General features: G+C 34.4%; 12 protein-coding genes. 2 read left to right on the top strand and 10 right to left on the bottom strand.

The annotated features are described in order from the left end of the window. Nucleotides 1-450: 450 nt before the first annotated feature. The 10 genes from ACEN92_RS20090 to ACEN92_RS20045 all read right to left on the bottom strand — a co-directional run bounded on the left by ACEN92_RS20090 (nt 451) and on the right by ACEN92_RS20045 (nt 18,150). Nucleotides 451-1,482, bottom strand: coding sequence for a LacI family DNA-binding transcriptional regulator (locus ACEN92_RS20090; protein WP_495640100.1), 1,032 nt, complete (start codon nt 1,480-1,482; stop codon nt 451-453). A gap of 571 nt (nt 1,483-2,053) precedes the next feature. Further along, entirely contained in the window at nt 2,054-2,959 is a 906-nt protein-coding gene (locus ACEN92_RS20085) for a carbohydrate kinase family protein (protein ID WP_495640099.1), read from the bottom strand. A 56-nt stretch (nt 2,960-3,015) separates the two neighbouring features. Continuing rightward, nucleotides 3,016-5,232 (bottom strand): alpha-galactosidase, encoded by a 2,217-nt coding sequence (locus ACEN92_RS20080; protein WP_495640098.1) that lies wholly within the window; start codon nt 5,230-5,232, stop codon nt 3,016-3,018. A gap of 251 nt (nt 5,233-5,483) precedes the next feature. Then, on the bottom strand, nt 5,484-7,229 hold the full coding sequence (locus tag ACEN92_RS20075) for a RagB/SusD family nutrient uptake outer membrane protein (protein ID WP_495640097.1): 1,746 nt from the start codon (nt 7,227-7,229) through the stop codon (nt 5,484-5,486). 9 nt (nt 7,230-7,238) lie between these two features. Further along, on the bottom strand, nt 7,239-10,388 hold the full coding sequence (locus ACEN92_RS20070; protein WP_495640096.1) for a SusC/RagA family TonB-linked outer membrane protein: 3,150 nt from the start codon (nt 10,386-10,388) through the stop codon (nt 7,239-7,241). Between the two features lie 144 nt (nt 10,389-10,532). Beyond that, nucleotides 10,533-12,134 (bottom strand): glycoside hydrolase family 32 protein, encoded by a 1,602-nt coding sequence (locus tag ACEN92_RS20065; RefSeq protein ID WP_495640095.1) that lies wholly within the window; start codon nt 12,132-12,134, stop codon nt 10,533-10,535. A 4-nt stretch (nt 12,135-12,138) separates the two neighbouring features. Next, the gene (locus ACEN92_RS20060; protein ID WP_495640094.1) at nt 12,139-13,449 is read right to left on the bottom strand and encodes a sugar porter family MFS transporter; all 1,311 of its coding nucleotides are present in this window, start codon (nt 13,447-13,449) and stop codon (nt 12,139-12,141) included. A gap of 230 nt (nt 13,450-13,679) precedes the next feature. After that, nucleotides 13,680-16,418 carry a substrate-binding domain-containing protein gene (locus tag ACEN92_RS20055; RefSeq protein WP_495640093.1) on the bottom strand — a complete coding sequence of 913 codons (2,739 nt, stop codon included), beginning with the start codon at nt 16,416-16,418 and terminating at the stop codon, nt 13,680-13,682. A gap of 214 nt (nt 16,419-16,632) precedes the next feature. Beyond that, complete coding sequence (locus ACEN92_RS20050; protein WP_495640092.1) at nt 16,633-17,160, bottom strand: RidA family protein; 528 nt, start codon at nt 17,158-17,160, stop codon at nt 16,633-16,635. A gap of 72 nt (nt 17,161-17,232) precedes the next feature. Next, nucleotides 17,233-18,150: an alpha/beta fold hydrolase gene (locus tag ACEN92_RS20045; RefSeq protein ID WP_495640091.1), complete on the bottom strand. Its 918-nt coding sequence runs from the start codon at nt 18,148-18,150 to the stop codon at nt 17,233-17,235. Nucleotides 18,151-18,290: 140 nt separating this feature from the next. On the opposite strand from ACEN92_RS20045, the gene ACEN92_RS20040 reads away from it, so the two are divergent. Both ACEN92_RS20040 and ACEN92_RS20035 read left to right on the top strand, forming a co-directional pair. Then, nucleotides 18,291-19,274, top strand: a complete 984-nt coding sequence (locus tag ACEN92_RS20040; protein ID WP_495640090.1) for a hydrogen peroxide-inducible genes activator — start codon at nt 18,291-18,293, stop codon at nt 19,272-19,274. Between the two features lie 92 nt (nt 19,275-19,366). Beyond that, complete coding sequence (locus tag ACEN92_RS20035; protein WP_495640089.1) at nt 19,367-20,242, top strand: AraC family transcriptional regulator; 876 nt, start codon at nt 19,367-19,369, stop codon at nt 20,240-20,242. Nucleotides 20,243-20,304: the final 62 nt, after the last annotated feature.

Below are 20,304 nucleotides of genomic sequence, written 5' to 3'. Positions count from 1 at the left end.
TTGCTTCTTTAACTAAAAAAAACATAAAAGAAAAAAAGTCAGGTAAATAATGCCAACTACAAGGAGAATATGTGTCATTTCTAAAACAAAATATTGTTAAAACGCAAAAAATATATCAAAAACCTCACTATTTAGGAAAGCTTATAAGTTACTTTGCGTTATTTTAAAAATTAATCAACAGAAAAATAAAAAAAGCAATCGGTTGTTGATAAAATTGAAAAACTCCTTTCGAATTTAATTCAAAAAGAGTTTTAATAATAATATAAGTTTTTATTAAGTCAGTAATTTAATTCAGTCAATAAATGGTTTTAAAAAGACTCTAAACGATTCAAAATATCGATAAAGACTGGAAGATCTGTCTACCTTTCTGCTTTCAGGAAGCTTAATGGATTTATCATAAAAAAAACCTGTCAATCATAATTAACAGGTTTATAGGACTTAAAGTGATTCTTAAATCTTTTTGGAAGATTCACGTATAAGAACTTGTGTATTTAAGAATGTAATTTCTTTGGCATCTTCTTCCTTAACAGATTTTAGATTTTTGATAATCAGCTCGGCCGCAGCTTTACCCATTTTTTCAGCGGGATGCGTAATAGTAGAAATATTAGGTTCAATGATTTCAGAGATCGGATCATTGTTAAACCCAATTACTGCGAACTTTTCAGGTATTTTAATACCTCTTTTTTTTGCTGTCTGCACGGCGCTTACAGCAAGAATATCTCCAGGAGCAAAAAGACCGTCCGGAGGAAGTTTGGAATCAAATAACTCATTGCAAGCCTTTACCCCATCCTCATATGTCATTTTTTTCAAGCTTATAATCAGATTACTGTCAATTGGCAGTTCATGTTCTAATAAGGCATCAATATATCCCCTTTTCCGCTCATTATAAAGAGTGCCAAACTCTGATTCAGCAGTTAAATGTGCAATTCTTTTACATCCTTGCTCTATCAGGTGTTTTGTTGCCTTGTAACCCGCCAGATAATTATTGATTACTACACGAAAAGTATCATAATCTCTGGGAACCCTGTCAACAAATACAAGTGGAATATTATTATTGGAAAATTGTTTAAAATGAGAAGTATCCTTAGTTTCCATTGCAAGAGAACAGATAACCCCGCTTACCCTGTTACTATATAAGGATTTAGCCAAACTCACCTCCATCTCGTATGAATCATGAGACTGCATAATAATGACTGAATATTCAGCTTTTTGGGCCGCAATTTCAATACCGCTGATTAAAGATGATAAAAAGGGCTGCGTTATTGTTGGAATTAAAACACCAATAGTTCTTGATTTATTTCCCCTCAAACCTGCAGCCAAAGTGTTAGGTACAAAACCCATTTCCTTCGCTGTCTGTTTTACCTTTTTGATTGTCTTATCACTAATAGTATGATGATCTTTTAAAGCTCGTGAGATAGTTGATGTCGCAAGATTAAGCTTCTTGGCAATATCATAGATCGTTACATGTCTGTGTTCTTCCATCAATTATAATACTAAGATTAGTAAAAGTAATTATTTTAATGATATAACAATTCATTCTCTATACATTTAGTACATTATACCTTTTTTAATATTTAATCGTTCCTCATAATAAATTATAACATTTCGCATTCAAGACTGGTAATAAAGCAGAGGCATTATAATTTTTAATACTATTATTCAATTATTAAATAGTGATTGGATCATTGTTGGGGACTTTATATGAGGCCCATTTACTGGAATCAAAATAAAGTTTACAGGAGCTTTCTCGGCCAGTAGAAGTTTCAAAGAAACTTTAAAAGTCAAAAGCCTTTAAATATCACTGTTTAAAGGTTTTTTTTTCTTTTTAGAATATCTTTCAAAAATACAGTAGAAATTTTCTATTTTTTTATATCCGGTACACTCAATATATAATCGTCTAATTTCTTAATAATTCTATTTAGTATAATCTTATTTTTGTAAGGAAATGTAATAATCGGTTCTTATAGTGAAGCCCGAAATCAAAAGATTTCGGGCTTCACTTCAAAAAACATAACTATTCAGATTAATAGAATAATATCATCTATTTAAAAAATTAAGCCTTGATTCCCAGCATCAAATTTTCAATCTTAGAATACGAAATATCAGGATTGGCTCCCGGTGCTGCAGCAACCAATGCACCTGTTGCACAAGCAAAATTGATAGCGGTTTGTGGAGGTTTTCCAGTAAGCAATGATGTGATCAATGCCGCTAAAAACGAGTCGCCTGCTCCAACCGTATCGGCAACCTCAACAGGATAACCCCCATTTTCATACAGTTTTCCTTCCCATAATAATAAGGCTCCGTGTTTCCCTTTAGTTACGCACATAGCAGTTACTTTTGCTTTTGCTGCAATAAAATGCATATTATCCTCCAGACTCGTAAATGGCGACTGCATGGCTGCCGCAATCTCTAATAATTCCTCATCATTAAATTTAATAAAATCGGCCGAATACATTAATTGTTCCAAAATTTCATAAGAATAATGCGGCTTTCTCAAATTGACATCAAAAACCTTATAGACTTTTGTTTGCAGTAATTCTTCCAGAGATTGTCTTGACACTTCATCCCTGCAAACCAGGCTGCCGTAGATTAAAACATCTGCATCTGTAACTAACTTTCCAGCCAAATCATTCAATACGATTTTGTCCCAGGCTGCTGGGTACTTGATTTCATAACTCGCCGAACCCCGCTCATTTAGTGTCACATTTACTAATCCGGTTGCAAAATCTTCTGTTTGCATGATAGCACTCGTTTCAAGCCCCAGGCTTTTCACCTGACTGATAATCGCTTCCCCATCCTTATCTTTTCCTACGCAGCTTATCACTGCCACCTCGCAACCTATTGTTTTCATTCGCAAAGCCACATTTAATGGTGCACCGCCAATCTTTTTTTCGTTTCCAAAAACATCCCATAATACCTCTCCAAAGCAAACTGCTTTTAATTCTTTTTTATTTTTCATAATCTTAAAATTAAGAACATAACATTTGTTCCATAGATAATACAAATTACATTTTATTATTTAACTTCACTAATCTCTAAAACGACACTTGTTCTTTGCAAAGTAACATTAGGATTAAAACCCGCCTTCATCAAAAAATCTCCTGTAAATACTTGGTCAGCAGGAATTGTTGAAGTTACACCAGGATACAGATTAATTTCTTTTACTGTATACTTTTTCTTCAAATCCAAGCCATTAAAAACTACTGGTCGTTTCGTTGCTGTAATACTAAATCTATTGTTTACCAAATAGTTAAAAACAATCGCTTTACTTTTATTTTCATTTACATACATCAATGCCGCAATATCATTTTCATGCGGATTTACCAATCGAAACATATTACCATGCCACACAATATCTTTGAATGTATTATAATTACTTATAGCTTGCTTACAAAATATTTTGTCATTGGCATCTAATTTACTGGCTACAATATCAAACCCTAATTTACCCATGCTGGCTACATCTACCCTGAATTTCAGGGGTTGTTTCCCCCAGTCGGTAACATGATTATCTATAGCTATAGAAGGAAAGAAATACGAATAATCCCATTGCAAAAATATGCGCTCTACAGGCTCTGTGTCATCACTCGGCCAAAACTCGGTGAAATATTTCAAAAATTCATAATCCCCACGGCCACCACCTCCGGAACACAGCATCATGGGAACTTTTGGGTATTTGGCACGAATGCGTTGCAGTACTTTATACAATCCCTTCACATAATCTACATACAGATTAGACTGAGCAATTCCTTTTTTATTGAGATAAGCCGAATACGCATTATAAATAACCGCATTACAATCCCATTTGATGAACGCCAATTCGGGATTTTTCACAAACAAATCATCCACGATTCCAAAAACAAAATCCTGAACCTCAGGATTCGACAAATCCAGCACAAGCTGATTTCTATAATAAATTTCAGGTCTTTCCGGTTGTCGTATTACCCAATCCAAATGTTTTTCATACAATTCACTTTTGGGATTTACCATCTCAGGCTCAATCCAGATACCAAACTTCACTCCTTCTTTTTTAGCTTCTTTAACCAAATAACCTAATCCACTTGGCAGCTTCTTTTTATTTTCCTGCCAGTCTCCCAATCCGGCAACGTCATTATTTCGCGGATATTTATTACCAAACCAGCCATCGTCCAATAAAAACATGTCGACACCTAAATCTTTTGCATCTTTAAATAAATCTTTTATTTTATTTTCATCAAAATCAAAATAGGTAGCTTCCCAATTGTTCAATAAAGTAAGGCGTTCCCCCTGACCATCCAAAATTCTGTATTTTCTTGCCCAATTATGCAAATTTCTGCTGGCTTCCCCAGTACCATTATTCGATAAAGCATAAATTAAAGAAGGGGTTTTAAAGGTTTCGTTTGGAGCCAGCGCATATTCAGCAGCAAACGGGTTGATTCCCGCAATAAAACGAAAATTTTTATGAGAATCAATCTCAAAATCTAATTTAAAATTACCACTCCATGCCAACTGTCCTACCATAACTGTTCCTTCGTTTTCTGAAGCCGGTTTACCAAATGAAACTATAAAATTGGGCGTTTGCAACAGCATCGCTCTGGTTCCCAATTTAGAATCAATTGTTCGCATTCCCTGTAGAAGCTTGGTTTCAGCAGGCTGCATTTCTTTTAGATATTCTCCCTGAAAACTCGTGAGATAAAAATCTTTATTGGCAAAGTATAAATTAGCCGATGCATATTTTTGTAATACAACCGGTTTTTTCTCCTTGTGTTTTATTTCAGTCCATTGCTCGATTATGTTTTCTTTTTCCCAAACTTTATAAAACAAAGTCACCTCAAACGGATAAACGGGATCCTTCAAAAGAATACTGGTAACCGAAGTATTAGCATCTGTTTTTTCTTTTTTATGACTCACATACTTCAATTCCAACGACGGATTCCCATCAGCATGTTTCACCTGAATGGCAGGCTCGGACAGATTCCAGGTCCCCGCGGGAGTATATGCCGAATTATAAATTCCAGCATTGGATTCATCATAATTATAATTGGCAGCAACAATCTTATACTCACTTTCATTTTCAAGTGGTTTGCCAAAATACACCGTTCTCAATCTATTGTTACTGTCGGTTTGCATTAACAGCATATTGTTTTCGGTGGCAATAGGAATGATTGTTTGTGCCGATACATCAGCCATAACCCACATAAAACCACAAAAAAACATGATTTTATTCAAATATTGTAGTCTTTCCTTTTTCATTATTCCCGTTTTTAAAATGCTGTTTTTTTGAATATTTTTAATGTAAAATGTTTTGTTATCCCAATTAATTTGATTCTATTCTACTTCAAAAATATATAGTAAGTTAAAAAAAATTCCAACCAAAAAAAACCTTCTAAACAAAGTACAATCAACACTTATTTAGATTCAAAATTAAGAAACAGCTAAGGGCAAGTATATACTCACCCTTAATCTGATTCAACTAATTTAAACAACCATTATAATCTTATTTTTTAGTACCTAGGATTTTGTTTGTATAACCCTCCGGTAAAATCAATTTCTCTTTGAGGTATTGGATAATATTCATCTCTACCCGCTGTGAAATGAGCACTTGAAAGGAAACCTCTTTTTACTTTCTCAACAGCAAGATAAGCATTTAAAACCGGCTCGGCTTCACCCCATCTTACAAGGTCAAAAAAGCGAGGTCCTTCCATTCCGAACTCTAATCTTCTTTCAAATTTAAGCGCTTTCAAAGCATAGGCTTTTGAAGGAAAAGAAATATATTGCCCTATTTTATAAACATTTGAAGCTCCTGCTGCCAATGGCATTGCAGTACTTGCCGCCGCTCTTGCTCTTATTTGATTAATAATTGGTAGTGCCTCATCTTGTCTGTTCAATTGGATTAATGCTTCTGCTTTGAACAATAATACATCTGCATATCTAATAAAATCTACGTTTTTAGAAGTCCCTACGAAAGGCCCGTTTTTAACATAACAAGAACAGTCCGGTGATTGTTGTTCTTTCATGTTACCAAAGAAGCCATAAACTCCGGGATCTCTGGCCCAGCTCAAATTATAAACCATATCTCCTGCTGTTTTCAGCGTATTTTTATATTTAAATGGCCTTCCGGGAACTCCTACCGTATGATCAATTCTCGGATCAAGTGTTACACCGGGAGTTAATGGTGATTTTCCATTAGCGTCTGTGGTAGTATAAATATCCGAAGTATTAAAAGTATCCAACAATGGTAAACCTGTAACAGCATCAGTTTTGAATGCATTGACCATATTTTGACTCGCTAAGTGAAAACCGCAACATCCATAAAGAGGTGTTCCATGAGGTGAATTCAATCCCGTTACAAAACTTACTCTTCCTGTATTAGTTCCATCATTGATAGAAAACTGAACAGCCCAAATAGATTCTGGTCCATTATCATGACCGTCTAAGAAATTGAAACCAAAATCAGGCTCTAAATTTCCCGTTACCTCGTCAGCATAGGTGATTACTTCTAACAATCTTGCCGAATTTATACTTGTAACCTGATGATCCGCATTTTGCTCATATGCCTGATACAATCTCAATTTTGCTAAATAAGCCGATGCGGCATTTTTATCAGCTCTGCCCACCTGATCTTGTGAAGGAGGCAAATTATCATGTGCAAAAATAAAATCTTCGGCAATTTTATTCCATAATGCATCAGAAGATAAATCATTTGAAGTTTTCAAAATTTGCTCCTTAGTAAGATCTTCCGTAATAAACGGAACTTTATTAAATAATAGCTTCAACATAAAATAAGAATGAGCTCTTAAGAAACGTAATTCTGCCTGCCTGGTTTTCTTTAACGGATAATCTGCATCCGGAATAGCATTGATTACGGATAAAGCAAAGTTAGCTCTGGAAATCGCTTTATAATGATTTGTCCAGGTTCTGGGAAGCATCCAGTCTCCATAATCAGGAATAGTTGTATTGTATTGTTCATAGGTATCAATCACATCAACATCTGATCGGCCACCTCCACCTTTGTAAGCATCATCTGAACGCACACTGCCATAAACCCATTGATTCGTTATTGGTCCAATCATTTCATCATTTCCAATAGCAGCATAGGCAGCATTAACAAGAGCATCTGCATTTCCTAAAGTGGCAACCTGATCTGGTGTCAATACTCCTTTAGGTTCATAATCTAAAAAATCTGAGCTACATGATGCCAAAAATAAAATTGACAAAAAGCTAATAACTATTTTATTATATTTTTTCATGAGAATTAATTAAAAGTTTAAGTTTACTCCTAATGAGAATGTAGTAGGTACTGGTATTCTATTTATGTTTGTACGTTCCGGATCAGAACCGATATATCCTTTTGGAGTAAACCAAAATAAGTTTTCCCCTTGGGCGTATAATCTGCAACGAGTGATGAAACCACTTTTTTCAGTTATACTTTCAGGTAGTGAATACCCGATTTGTATGTTTCTAATTTTGAAATAAGAATTGTTTCTTAAAAAATATTCTGACATCTGATTGTCATTATGTGCCAATGAAAGAGACGGAACATCTGTATCGGTATTTGTTGGCGTCCAGGCATTAAGTGTTCCCGGACCTGCATTTTCTCTACCCTGAACAAAATTATTCCAATAAATATAAGGATCAACCCCTTTTCTTCCTGCTACTCCTGAACCAAAGATGGACATATCTACATTTTTATAAGCCAAACTAATATTAATACCATACTCTAATTTTGGTTGTGTTGAACCTATAAAAGTTCTGTCATCAGAATTGATAACCCCATCATTATTGATATCCACATATTTAATACCTCCTAATCTGGATGCTACTTGTGTAGCATGAGAATCAATATCTGCTTGCGATTGGAACAAACCATCTGTTTTGTACCCAAAAACCTCAAACTGGGAATGACCAATGATAGAATTAGCTGCTGTTCCCGGATAAGCTGTTCTCACTTCTTCAGGTAATGCTGTTATTTTGTTTTTAGTAGCACCAAAGTTAGTGGTAACATTAAAATTCAATCCATTCTCTAAAGTATCTGAGTATCCTAAAACAAATTCCCAACCTTTATTCGACGTAGATGCTCCATTCACAAAACGCTGTTGTCCTTCTCCTAAAACTGAAGCAACTGGTGGTTTAATTAATATCCCGTCTGTTTTTCTGGTAAAATAATCAAACGAACCTGATAATTTGTTATCCAAAAAAGCAAAATCCAAACCAACATTTATCTCTTTTGTAGATTCCCATTTCAATCCTGTGTTGGCCGCTTGTATAGAAACAAAACCAGATGGTAAATTCCCTGTATTAACTCCACCCAAATCATAAGCTGTTCCTACATTATAATAAATATTAAAAAAATCAGGAATAAAAACATTTTGATTAGATCCGTATCTGGCTTCATATAAACCTAAACTGGCATTATCACCAATGGATTGATTCCCCACTTCTCCATAACCTGCACGAAGTTTTAATGCCGAAATTGCTTTAACATTTTTCAGGAAATCTTCATTATTTATTTTCCATCCTAATGTCGCGGCTGGAAAAATACCATATCTGTTATCTGCTCCAAATCGAGAAGAACCATCTCGTCTTATGGTAAAAGTTGCCAAATATTTATCAGAAAACGCATAATTTAATTTCCCAAACTGAGAAAGCAATCTGCTTCCTGTTGAAAGGCCATTTGATGTTCTGGCTCCGGAAGCAGCCGATAAAACAAAATACGATTCTGTTTCTACAGCAAAATTCTCTCCACGGGCTAATAAACTATTAAAATCTGTTTTAACCGTTTCTACCCCCACTACAACACCAATTTTATGATCAGAAAGCTTTACATTATAACTTAAAGTATTCGAAATCGTTAAACTGGAATATTTGTTGGTATCGTGAGTTAAGCTATTATTAGTCCTGTTAACAGAACCATTACTAACCGTTGGCTCTATGTCTTTTCTGCTATAATCATTAAAATCAATACCAATACTGTTTCTGTATGTAAGATTTTTGATTATATCAATTTCTGTAAAAATATTTCCATATAAAGAAACCCTCTTCGTATTATCCCATCGGTTTAAATACTGCATCAGCAAAGGATTGTTCCTATCCGAATAACCTGATCCTAAAGGACCGCCATATCCTCCGGAATTTGTATAAACAGGGATTGTTGGTGCTAATGAAATAGCCAGAGCAGGAACCGGAGAATTACCTACATCATTAGCCGCCAGTTTTTCATTAGATTGTGTAAACTGAGAATTAATACCAAATCGTACTTTATCATTAAACAATTTGAAATTAGCATTTAGTCTTGCTGTATATCTTTCATAATTAGTATATTTTAACATACCACTATTGTCCAAATACCCTAAATTCAGCATCGCATTAGATTTATCACTACCTCCTGAAACAGACAAATCATTATTGATGACAAATCCTGTTTTATACACTACATCCTGCCAATCTGTATCTCCTGCCGGGACATTAGTATCTCCTCCTACAAAAGGCTTAACAGATACACTGTTTAACACTGGATTACTCAAATTCTGATTCCAGTCAAAATTATAGATTTCGCCATATCCATCTTCCGGTTTCGCTCCATCATTAACTGAAGCTTGCCATAAAACTTTTCCGCGATCCACTGCATTAAGCATATCATATCTTTGTTTTTTCTCTGACATAGCAGAAACACTGGTACTATAAGAAACAGTCATAGCTCCTCCTTTTGAGGCATTCTTTGTAGTTACTATAATAACTCCATTAGCTGCTCTGGAACCATAAATAGACGAAGCCGAAGCATCTTTTAATACCTGAACAGATTCTATTGCACTTGGATTTAAACTGGCAAAAACTTCAGGTCTTACCGTAGGAACACCATCAATTACATACAAAGGATCAGTATTTCCTAAAGTACTTACCCCTCTGATCAAAATCTTACTACTGGTTCCACTTGGATCGCCTGATTTTTCAATAGACAAACCGGCAACTCTGCCTTGTAAAGCCTGCATAGCATTTCCAGAACTCATACTTTGTCCGGCAATTGGCTTCATGTCTACTACTGTAATAGCACCTGTTACATCCACTTTTCTCTCCTTGGAATACCCTGTCACAACAACTTCTGTTAATTGTGATAATTCTGGTTTTAAAACAACATTTATGGTTTCTTTTCCATTTACCGGGATGGTTTGGCTTGCAAAACCTGCATAGCTAAATATTAAAGTAGCATTTATATCTACTTTATTAAGTGTAAAACGACCATCAAAATCTGTCGCTGTTCCATTGTTCGTACCTGATACTATAATATTCGCACCCGGGAGTGACAGCCCATCTTCAGATGAGGTCACTATTCCCTTGACAGTTATGTTTTGGGCTGATAAAGAAAAAAAGGAGCCCATTAAAATTAAATAGAGAATGATTTTTCGTTTCATAATTTAGTTAGTTTAGTTAAAATTTAATTGGTTAGTTGTAAAGTTTTCGATGGTGAATTCGAAATTTTCTTTGGTAACAGCAAATGTTTCCATTGGTTTTTCTGGAAAAATTATTGGTTTCATGATTTAGATAATTTAGTTAGTTTAGTTAAAATTTAATTGGTTAATTGTTAAGTTTTCGATGGTGAATTCGAAATTTTCTTTGGTAACAGCAAATGTTTCCATTGGTTTTTCCGGAAAAAATATTTCTGTCATGACTGTTTTTCCATTGTCATAAAAGACTTCAATTGACGTTTTATCAACGATAACTCTTACGTCAATTTTATCAAAATCCTTTGTAAAAGGTGCTTTAGAAATTTGCTTTGCAAAAACATCCGAAAAAGACAAATCTCCTGATTCTCTTCTATCGATAAAAAAGTAATTCTCCTTTTTATTGATCCCGAAACTTATAGTATTTTTAAAACCATTGGAAAATGAAAATGTATAAACATCTTTCTTCAAATTTTTCAAAGTAAACTGAATATCTAACTTTGTTAAATCAACCAGCGATTTATCAATTAAGACTGTTTTTTTATCCTTAATTTTAAGTATTTCTTTTTTTATGGTCTTTGCCACATAATTTTGTAATTCTCTAACCGGCAGGGAAGAAATTCTGTAATGATTATCCTCTTTAATCAGTTTTAATTCTCTTGCCATAGTCATACTGCTTCTCCATGTTTGAGTTGGGACTTTTTGGGCATAATTCCAATTGGACATCCAGCCCATAAACAACTTTCTACCATCAGTTTCTGAAATATTAGACCAGGTAACCCCAGCATAATTATCTCTTCCGTAATCTATCCATAACCCTTTTTGCTGATTTATATCTTTAGAAAAAGATTGATCCAGCTTAAATGTCTTACCGTCAAAATCTCCCACAAAATATTGCGTAGCCGAGCCTCCATTTGGGCCTCCCGGATTGATACTCAATAAAAGCACCCATTTGTATTCATCTGAACCTTCTAGCAGCATCGGGAAAAAATCAGGACATTCCCAAACACCTCCGTGAGCTCCAATATTTTTACCAAAATCAGAAAGCAATTCCCAATTTTTTAGGTTTTTTGAACCATAAAACATCGTTTTATCTCCAGCGGCCAAAACCATCAGCCATTGTTTATGTATATTATCCCAAGTCATTTTTGGATCTCTAAAATCCTTGATACTCGGAAACTCAATTACCGGGTTATTCTTATACTTGGTCCAGGTCAAGCCTTCGTTTAAGGAGTAAGCAATTCCCTGGGATTGTATTCCTGGTGCATTAGCTTTCTCCTTTATCGGATCGTGATAAGTAAACATCGCTACGATTGGCGGATTTTTCAGACTCCCAAAACCGGAAGTATTTTGCAAATCAACTACTGCACTTCCTGAAAAAATATATCCTTTTTCATCGGGGTAAATGGCAATTGGTTTTTCTGTCCAAGTCACCATATCCGTACTTATAGCATGCCCCCAGTGCATAGGTCCCCAAACAGTTGAATCCGGATAATGTTGAAAATAAAGATGGTAATAACCATTATAATAGAACATACCGTTGGGATCGTTCATCCATGCTTTTTTAGGTGTAAAATGAAAGTTTGGCCTGTACAGTTCTTCATTTGAATACTCCTTTTTATCTATTAATGAAGACTGTTTACAACTCAACAACATACTTAACGTTACTACACATAAAAGCAATTCGAGAAATTCTTTTTTTAATACTTTTTTCATGTTTTTAATCTTTGATTAATTTTTTACTTAATACTTCTAAAGAAATCCCTTTGGTTTCCGGCATCATAAAAATTACAAACAGTAGTTGCAGCACCATCATCAATGTAAAAATTAAGAATACGACTTCCGGACCAATTTCTGAAAACAGCATCGGAATTAAAGATGGAATAATCGCTGCCAATACCCAATGTACTGAACTTCCAAAAGCCTGTCCCGATGCGCGAATGTGATTTGGAAAAATCTCAGAGATGAAAACCCAGATAACGGCTCCCTGGCCAATGGCGTGTGAAGCAATGAACATGAAAAGAAAAATGGGTACTGATAATCCTCCCCAATCGTAATAAAAAGAAGCAGAAACTAATCCTAAGGAAATAATATATCCGACTGAACCAATGTACATTAACAACTTTCTTCCTAATTTGTCAATTAATGCTACTCCGATTAAAGTAAATATAAGATTTGTAATCCCGATTCCGATGCTGCTCAATAAAGCAGTATTTTGCCCCAAACCTGCTTCTTCAAAAATTCTGGGTGCATAATATAAAAAGGCATTGATTCCTGAAAACTGATTAAAAAACGCAATTAAAAAAGCTAACATTAAAGGGAAACGGTATTTTTTCATGAAGATATTTTCATGTCTGGTAACACCATTCTCTCTGGAATCATCCATGATGTCTTTGAGATCTGCAGACGGATCAATTTTAAACAACACTTTACGTGCTTCCTCATCGCGGTTTTTAGATAATAACCACCTCGGACTTTCCGGAATCGTAAGTATAAAAAGAATATAGATGATTGATGGAATAGCCTGAACTCCAATCATCCAGCGCCAGGCATTTTCTCCGATATCTTTTAAAAAGTAATTGGATATAAAGGCTATTAAAATTCCCAGCACAATATTAAACTGATACAAAGCTACCAATCGTCCGCGCTTGTCTGCAGGAGCTATTTCAGAAACATACGCCGGAGCAGCAATAGTTGAAGCACCAACACCTAAACCGCCTATAAACCTGAAAGCGGCAAAAACAAATGGGTCGTTTGCAAAAGCAGCACCTATAGCAGAAATGAAATATAAAATTCCGATCCAGAACAGTGTTTTTTTACGACCTATTTTATTAGTTGGAATTCCTCCAAAAATTGCACCCACTACTGTTCCCCAAAGCGCCATTGCCATAACAACAGATCCATGAAAAGCATCAGATGAATGCCAGAGAAGCTGTAATTGTTTATCAGCTCCAGAAATAACTACGGTATCAAAACCGAAAAGAAAACCTGCCAGTGCAGCAGTAACAGACCAAATCAATATCTTATTCATTGCAGATGTATTAAAAACTTATCGCTAAGATATCCGCAAAAAAATCAACTTATTTTTAATGATGTTACAATTTAATTCTATAATTATTGATAGATTGGCATTTAATACGCAAACCCTTTATTAACAAGGCTTTACAGGAATTAAAATTTATTTACGAAAACCGTGTAGTTTCGATTTGGTTACATTAAGTATAAAATTGATACATGATTTGTATCAATTTTATACCAATATCAATTTGAAGATTTGTATTCCTTTGGTGAAATTCCAAATTTATTCTTAAAAGCTGTAGAAAAGTAGTTTGGAGAAGAGAATCCAAGTGCGTATGCAATTTCAGAAATATTCATCTCATTTGACTTTAAAAGCTCTGCGGCTTTCTCCAATTTTACATTATTAATGTGATCACTGATATTAATTCCGATAATCGCTTTTACCTTTCGATATAGCTGAACTCTGGAAACATTGAGTTTATCGGCTAAATCTTCAACAGAGAACTTAGGATCATCAACATTCAATTTAATGATATCGTTCATTTTGGTAATAAAGGATTGCTCCTGATTGCCAAATTTAGATTCAGGTTCTATGCGATAAATATTATTGGTGTAATAATAACGAAGTTTTTCCCTGTTGAAAAGCAAACCGGCGATAGATTGTTTTAAAATCGAAAGGCTAAAAGGTTTCGTAAGATATTGATCAACACCACTCTGTAATCCTTTTAAAACAGATTCCTTGTTACTTTGTGCCGTTAAAATAATAATTGGAATATGTGAAGTACGTAAATCTTTCTTCAATTCTTTGCTGATTTCATAGCCATCCTTGTCTACCAGATTAAGATCACAAATAATGATATCCGGGACGATTTCCATTGCTTTTTCAATAGCATCACTTCCGTCAGAAGTATGCACCACATATTCATTGGATAACTTAGTTTTCAAAAATGTAACCAGATCATTATTATCTTCTATCACTAAAAGAGAATGTTTTTCTGATTCAGAAATCGCATTTACTCCTTTAAAATCAGATTCTATATCCAAATTATCTGTTATTAAATTTGGAATCAGGTTTTGGTTCTCTGCTTTATTTATAATTTCAGAAGGCTGCAAATGGCTGTTTCCTTTTAATAAAGTAATCACAAACTCGCTCCCTTGTTTTGACTTTAATTCGATTGTTCCCTGATGCAGAAGCACAAATTCTTTTGACAGATGCAGCCCTATTCCTGAACTGTTTTTATTATTATTTGAAGCTCTGAAAAATGGATTAAAAACATTGGATAATTCATTTTCAGGGATTCCTATTCCGGAATCCTTAAAACTAATTTTAACTGTATTGTCTTGATTTTCAAAAATCAAAATATTTATTTTTCCATTGTCCGGTGTAAATTTAAAAGCGTTGGAAAGCAAATTAAAATAAACTTTATCCATCAGTCCCCTGTCAATAAACAACTCCAGGTTTTTATTTTTACAAGTAAGCTGAAAATCAATATTTCTGCGGGCAGCTTCACCTTTAAAATTTGTCATTACTTCGTTCGTAAAATCATAAATTTTAGTATTGGAGGCTCTTAATGTGAATTTTTGCTCTTCAATTTTTCTAAAATCCAGCAACTGATTTATTAATCGTAACAACCTGTTTGAATTTTTATGAATCAGTTTTACCTCATCAATAAGTGCGGTTCCTTTAATTTTTTCATTTTCAATTAAAGATTCTACATAACTCATAATAAGCGTTATAGGCGTTTTAAATTCATGCGAAAGTCCGGTAAAGAAATTCAACTTGGCTTCATTGCTTCTCTCGGCAATTTTAGCCATTTCCTGAATTTCATTGTTCTGGTAAATTACTGTTTGATTAATCTTTTCAAGCTGCTTTTTCTTTCTTGAAATAGAAATAGTCGAATAAATACTGTAAATCGTCAGACTCAAAATAATCACCAGGAAAAAGCTCAACAGCCGAACCAGGTTATTTTGTGAAGCATATTCTCTTTCCTGTACTTTAATTGCTCCTTGCTGTGACTCAATAACAGTTTGCTGCTGATCGACCTTATCCATTTGGTTTTCGATAATTTCAGCATTATTCCGGTCGATAATAATGGTATTCAGGATATTATTTTTGGAAATTGGTTCTTTATTATACATTTTTAACGCCAGTTTCAATGCTTCATTCCCTCCGGTTGGATATAAAATGGTGGCGTCTAAAACACCATTTTTCACTAATTCGATACCGCCATTAACGGTATTTAATCCATCAACACCAATGAATTTAATTTTCTTTTCCAGTCCCAGAGTTTTGGCAGTTTCCCAGGCACTTAATGCCATACGGTCATTATGCGCAAAAATGTATTCAATATCCGGATTTTGCAAAAGAATTGTTTTGAGCGGTCCTTTAACCGACTCTTTTTCCCAGTCGCCATGAATGGTGTTTTCGACTTTAAAACGCTTGTTTTCATTGATTACCTGATCAAACCCAAGGCTGCGCTCATATGCCGGTGATGAGCCATTTGCGCCGGTAATTTCAATAATTTTACCGGAACCTTTACTGTGCGAAATAATATATCGGGCTGCAATTCTGCCAATTTCAATATTATCCGCTCCCAGATAAGCAGTGTAGTTTTCGCTATCAATTTTTCTGTCTACGACAAGAACCGGAATTCCGGCCCTTATGGATTTTTCGACAATTGCAGTTAAAGGTTTAGATTGAATTGGAGATACAATAATAACATCTGCTTTATCAGTTATAAATCTTTCAATATCTTCTATTTGTTTCTTGACATTATTGTTGGCATCACTAATCTTTAAATTGACTTCCGGCCGTAATGAAGCTTCAATTTTTATGGAGTTGTTCATTTGTTCACGCCAATTATCGGTAGTCATAGCCTGTGAAAATCCAACTTTGATTTTATCTTTCTGTTTTTGCCTGCAGGAAACTAAACTTAATGATGCTAAAAGAAACATCAAAGTATATTTTACAAATTGATACATGAAATTATGAGTTTATGTAAATAAATGAATTCTTAAAAATATCTTCTCGAACCAGCAGCCTGTCGAAACAATTAGGAAGGATTATTTGTAATGACAAGCAAGAAGGGAATAGTATTTAAAAGTAAAATTAAACTAATGTACTTATCTATTAAATATTACTGTGGTAAAGTTAGTAAAATAATGTTGTGAAAATTCTATTAAATTAGAAGCGGCTTTATTCTGTTAACAAATCTTTCATTTCGATAATCATTTCTACTTCTACTGCCATATTTTGCGGAAGCATAAATACACCTACAGACGTACGGGCATGGCGTCCCTTCTCGCCAAACACTTCAATTAACAGATCTGAAAAACCATTCATTACTTTAGATTGTTCCGTAAATGAATTGGCGGTATTGACATAACCGTTTACTTTGACTATTCTTTTAATTTTGTCCAGATTTCCAAAAGAATTCTTCAGTACTGCCAACTGATTTACTGCTGCTAATCTTGCTGCCTGATATCCTTCTTCGTTAGTTAGTTCCTGCCCTATTTTGCCGGTAATGTATTTGCCATCTGCTTTAAGCGGTCCTCTTCCCGAAAGGAAAACCAGATTTCCAACTCTTACCATATCAATATAGCTGCCAATAGATTCCGATATCTGAGGCAATTGAATTCCTAACCGGTTTAATTTTTGCTCCGGGGTCTGTGCAGACAAGCTGAAACTTAATAGTACTAATACAAACGTTACAATATTTTTCATTGTTTATCTTATACTTTATTTGTAAAAAAAAAAGCTGTCTTTATCAGACAGCTTTCCTAATTTTTTCTTTATTTATTTTATGAATTTAATCAATTCAGCATTGAATTTTGGAAGCTCTTCGATAAATAAGGCATGACCGCTTTTTTCGAATGGAACCAAAGTTGAATTGGCAATTGATTGGTGCATTTGTTCTGCAAGCTCATAAGAACAAATTTTGTCCTGTGTTCCGTGAAGGATAAGAGTTGGTATTTTGATTTTTTTCAAATCTTCTCTCAGGTCAGTATCACGAAGCGCTTTCATGGATTCGGCCATTGCATAAGGAGAAGCCTGTGCCTGAATAGTTCCTAACCATGCCCCTTGTCCTGCAGATACGCTTGTTTCATTGGCAGGAAATATTTTTCCGAAATTCTCAAACAATTGTGGTCTGTTGGTATTGTTAAGCGCAATAAGTCCGTTTACATCTTCTTTTGTCCAGAAACCGTAATTAAAATCGGCTCTTTTTGTCCAAAGCGGAGCAGCGGCACCAAACAAAGCCAGTTTTGAAACGTGGGCTGCATTGTATTTCGCTACATAATGAATTACCGTTGCTCCTCCCATAGAAAATCCTCCTATAGTTGCATTTTCAATTTTAAGTTTGTCCAGGATCACTTTAATATCATCAGCATAGACATCATAATTATAAGATCCCCCCGGTTTGTCTGAAAGGCCAAAACCTCTTAAGGTAATTCCGATCACTCTGTAACCCTTTTCAATAAGTTCGGCATATTGGTACTCGTACATGGCATCACTCAATGGCCATCCGTGAATCAGTACTACCGGTTTTCCTTCTCCTAAATCTGTTACGTGCAATTTTACATTTTTCTCCACTTCAATATATTCTTCTCTTCCCAGACTTGCCGGTTTTCTCTGGCTTTGAGAAAAGGCAGTTGAAACTGCTAATAAAAAAATGGCGAAGCTTGTTGTTACGATTGTTTTTAAATTGGTTTTCATTTTCTTTTACGTTTAAATTATTGTTTTAAATTTTTTTATTTTTATTCTCTGTCATTGCTTATTGACAGGACAAAATTGCTATATTTGCAATTATAAATCAAATTAATAATTTTTAATACTTATAAAATAAATTTATAATCATGACGATCCAACAATTAAAATATATAGTAGCATTAGATGAAGAACGCCATTTTTCGCGTGCTGCGGAAGTTTGTATGGTGACGCAGCCGGGGCTTACCATACAGTTAAAAAATTTGGAAGAAGAAATTGGAATTAAAATTTTTGACCGTACCAAAGTACCGCTGACCCCAACAGAATTAGGAAAGGAAATCATCGGCCGGGCAAGAAAAATGCTGCGTGAAGCAGATGAAATCAGGGATTTTGTAATCAACCAAAAAAATATGCTGGAAGGTGAGATAAAAGTGGGTATCATTTCTACACTTTCACCCTACCTCATTCCATTACTGATAAAGGACATGAAAAAAGCAACTCCTAAAATGCAGTTTATTATTAAGGAAGCCAATACCGGGGAGCTCATACAAGACCTGGAAACTGGTGTTATTGATATAGCGATAATGGCCACACCAACAGGTAACAGCAATTTAATCGAACATCCTGTTTTTAAGGAACCTTTTGTTGCTTTTTTAAATTCATTTCATCCCATGTGTAATGATCTGTTTTATGAAATTCAGGTAGGTGATCAGGCAGAATTATTGCTATTGCAAAATGAATTCTGCTACAATGCTCAGTTATTAGACATTTGCAACCTGAAGAAACCTGAATCCATAAAAGACCAGTTTATTTATGAAATCAGCTCTATAGAAACTTTAAAAAATTTGGTACGTGCCGATTTAGGATTTGCTATTATTCCGGAACTTTCTATTCTGAATGAAAAGGACAAAACGTTGTTTAAGCCCTTTAAGGAACCAAAGCCTGTCAGGGAAATCAGCCTGGTCGTAACGGATACTTTTTCCAAAAAAGCACTTTTAGAGAAAATGAATACCACTATATGGAATTGTTTGCCTGAATCTCTTCAAAAAGATTTTGCTTACCGAAAAATACGATGGAATGATTCTCCCTACTTTGTCAAATCTGTAAAAGAATACCAAAGCAATTTAAAATAAACTTTGAATAATGTACTTTTAAGCAATCCTAAAGAACTGACCTATTAATTCAGGATTGCCTTTGTTTAATTATCTTTGGAAAAAAACCAATAATGAAAATTGAGAAAACAAAAATTGCATCCTCTCTAAATAGTCATATTTCTGTTATTTCACGCGAAGAGTCTTTTTTTCAATCCCCTTTTCATTCACATCCCGAACTTGAATTAGTCTATATTAAAGAAAGTTACGGAAAAAGGATTATTGGTAACTCAGTAGAACCATTTATGTCCGGCGATATGGTCTTTCTTGGTTCAGACATTCCACATGTATGGTTAAATGATGAAATTTATTACAAGGGAATTAATACATTAAGCGCCCAGGCTATAGTAGTTTATTTTAACAAAGAAATCTTTGGTCCCATATTTTATGAATTAAAAGAAGTTCAACAAATAAATAATCTTTTCAACAGGGCTTTAAGAGGCCTCTCCATTAATGGGAAAACAAATGAATTGGTTGCAAAAAAATTAGAGAAACTTGTTCACAAAAAAAATTTCGAAATCATTATTGGCCTTTTTGAAATTTTATCGATACTTTCCCAAAGCAATGATATCTCATTTATAAACAGCGAAGCTTACAGCCCTGCTAATGATAGTATCAAAAATGACCGTCTTTCTGATGTTTTTGAATATGCTAAAAATAATTTCAAGCAAGATATTTCACTTGATGAAATTGCTAAAATCGCCAACCTTACCCCAACCTCCTTTTGCAGAATGTTTAAGTCAAAAACCCAAAAACATTTTATCGAATACCTGAATGAAATTCGGGTCTCTAATGGCTGCAAATTTCTAATTGAGTCTGATATGGGAATATCAGAAATTGCATATGAATGTGGATATAAAACGGTTTCCAATTTCAATAAGATTTTCAAAAAATTAACTGGAACTACTCCAAAGGAATATCGTAAAAATACAGAGCAACGTTTCTTTTAACCTTAAAGAAATAACTTCCTGACTGCAAACACTATAAACAGTCGTTTAATATAATATATGGT

Source organism: Flavobacterium sp. Flavsp81 (assembly GCF_059491325.1).
The sequence above is the reverse complement of the archived record's forward strand: the minus strand, read 5'-3'. Positions and strand labels throughout refer to the sequence as shown.

Bases quoted from the DNA above. Each gene is read 5' to 3' on its own strand.
- ACEN92_RS20090 (WP_495640100.1), bottom strand. From the start codon at position 1,482: ATGGAAGAACACAGACATGTAACGATCTATGATATTGCCAAGAAGCTT.
- ACEN92_RS20085 (WP_495640099.1), bottom strand. From the start codon at position 2,959: ATGAAAAATAAAAAAGAATTAAAAGCAGTTTGCTTTGGAGAGGTATTA.
- ACEN92_RS20080 (WP_495640098.1), bottom strand. From the start codon at position 5,232: ATGAAAAAGGAAAGACTACAATATTTGAATAAAATCATGTTTTTTTGT.
- ACEN92_RS20075 (WP_495640097.1), bottom strand. From the start codon at position 7,229: ATGAAAAAATATAATAAAATAGTTATTAGCTTTTTGTCAATTTTATTT.
- ACEN92_RS20070 (WP_495640096.1), bottom strand. From the start codon at position 10,388: ATGAAACGAAAAATCATTCTCTATTTAATTTTAATGGGCTCCTTTTTT.
- ACEN92_RS20065 (WP_495640095.1), bottom strand. From the start codon at position 12,134: ATGAAAAAAGTATTAAAAAAAGAATTTCTCGAATTGCTTTTATGTGTA.
- ACEN92_RS20060 (WP_495640094.1), bottom strand. From the start codon at position 13,449: ATGAATAAGATATTGATTTGGTCTGTTACTGCTGCACTGGCAGGTTTT.
- ACEN92_RS20055 (WP_495640093.1), bottom strand. From the start codon at position 16,418: ATGTATCAATTTGTAAAATATACTTTGATGTTTCTTTTAGCATCATTA.
- ACEN92_RS20050 (WP_495640092.1), bottom strand. From the start codon at position 17,160: ATGAAAAATATTGTAACGTTTGTATTAGTACTATTAAGTTTCAGCTTG.
- ACEN92_RS20045 (WP_495640091.1), bottom strand. From the start codon at position 18,150: ATGAAAACCAATTTAAAAACAATCGTAACAACAAGCTTCGCCATTTTT.
- ACEN92_RS20040 (WP_495640090.1), top strand. From the start codon at position 18,291: ATGACGATCCAACAATTAAAATATATAGTAGCATTAGATGAAGAACGC.
- ACEN92_RS20035 (WP_495640089.1), top strand. From the start codon at position 19,367: ATGAAAATTGAGAAAACAAAAATTGCATCCTCTCTAAATAGTCATATT.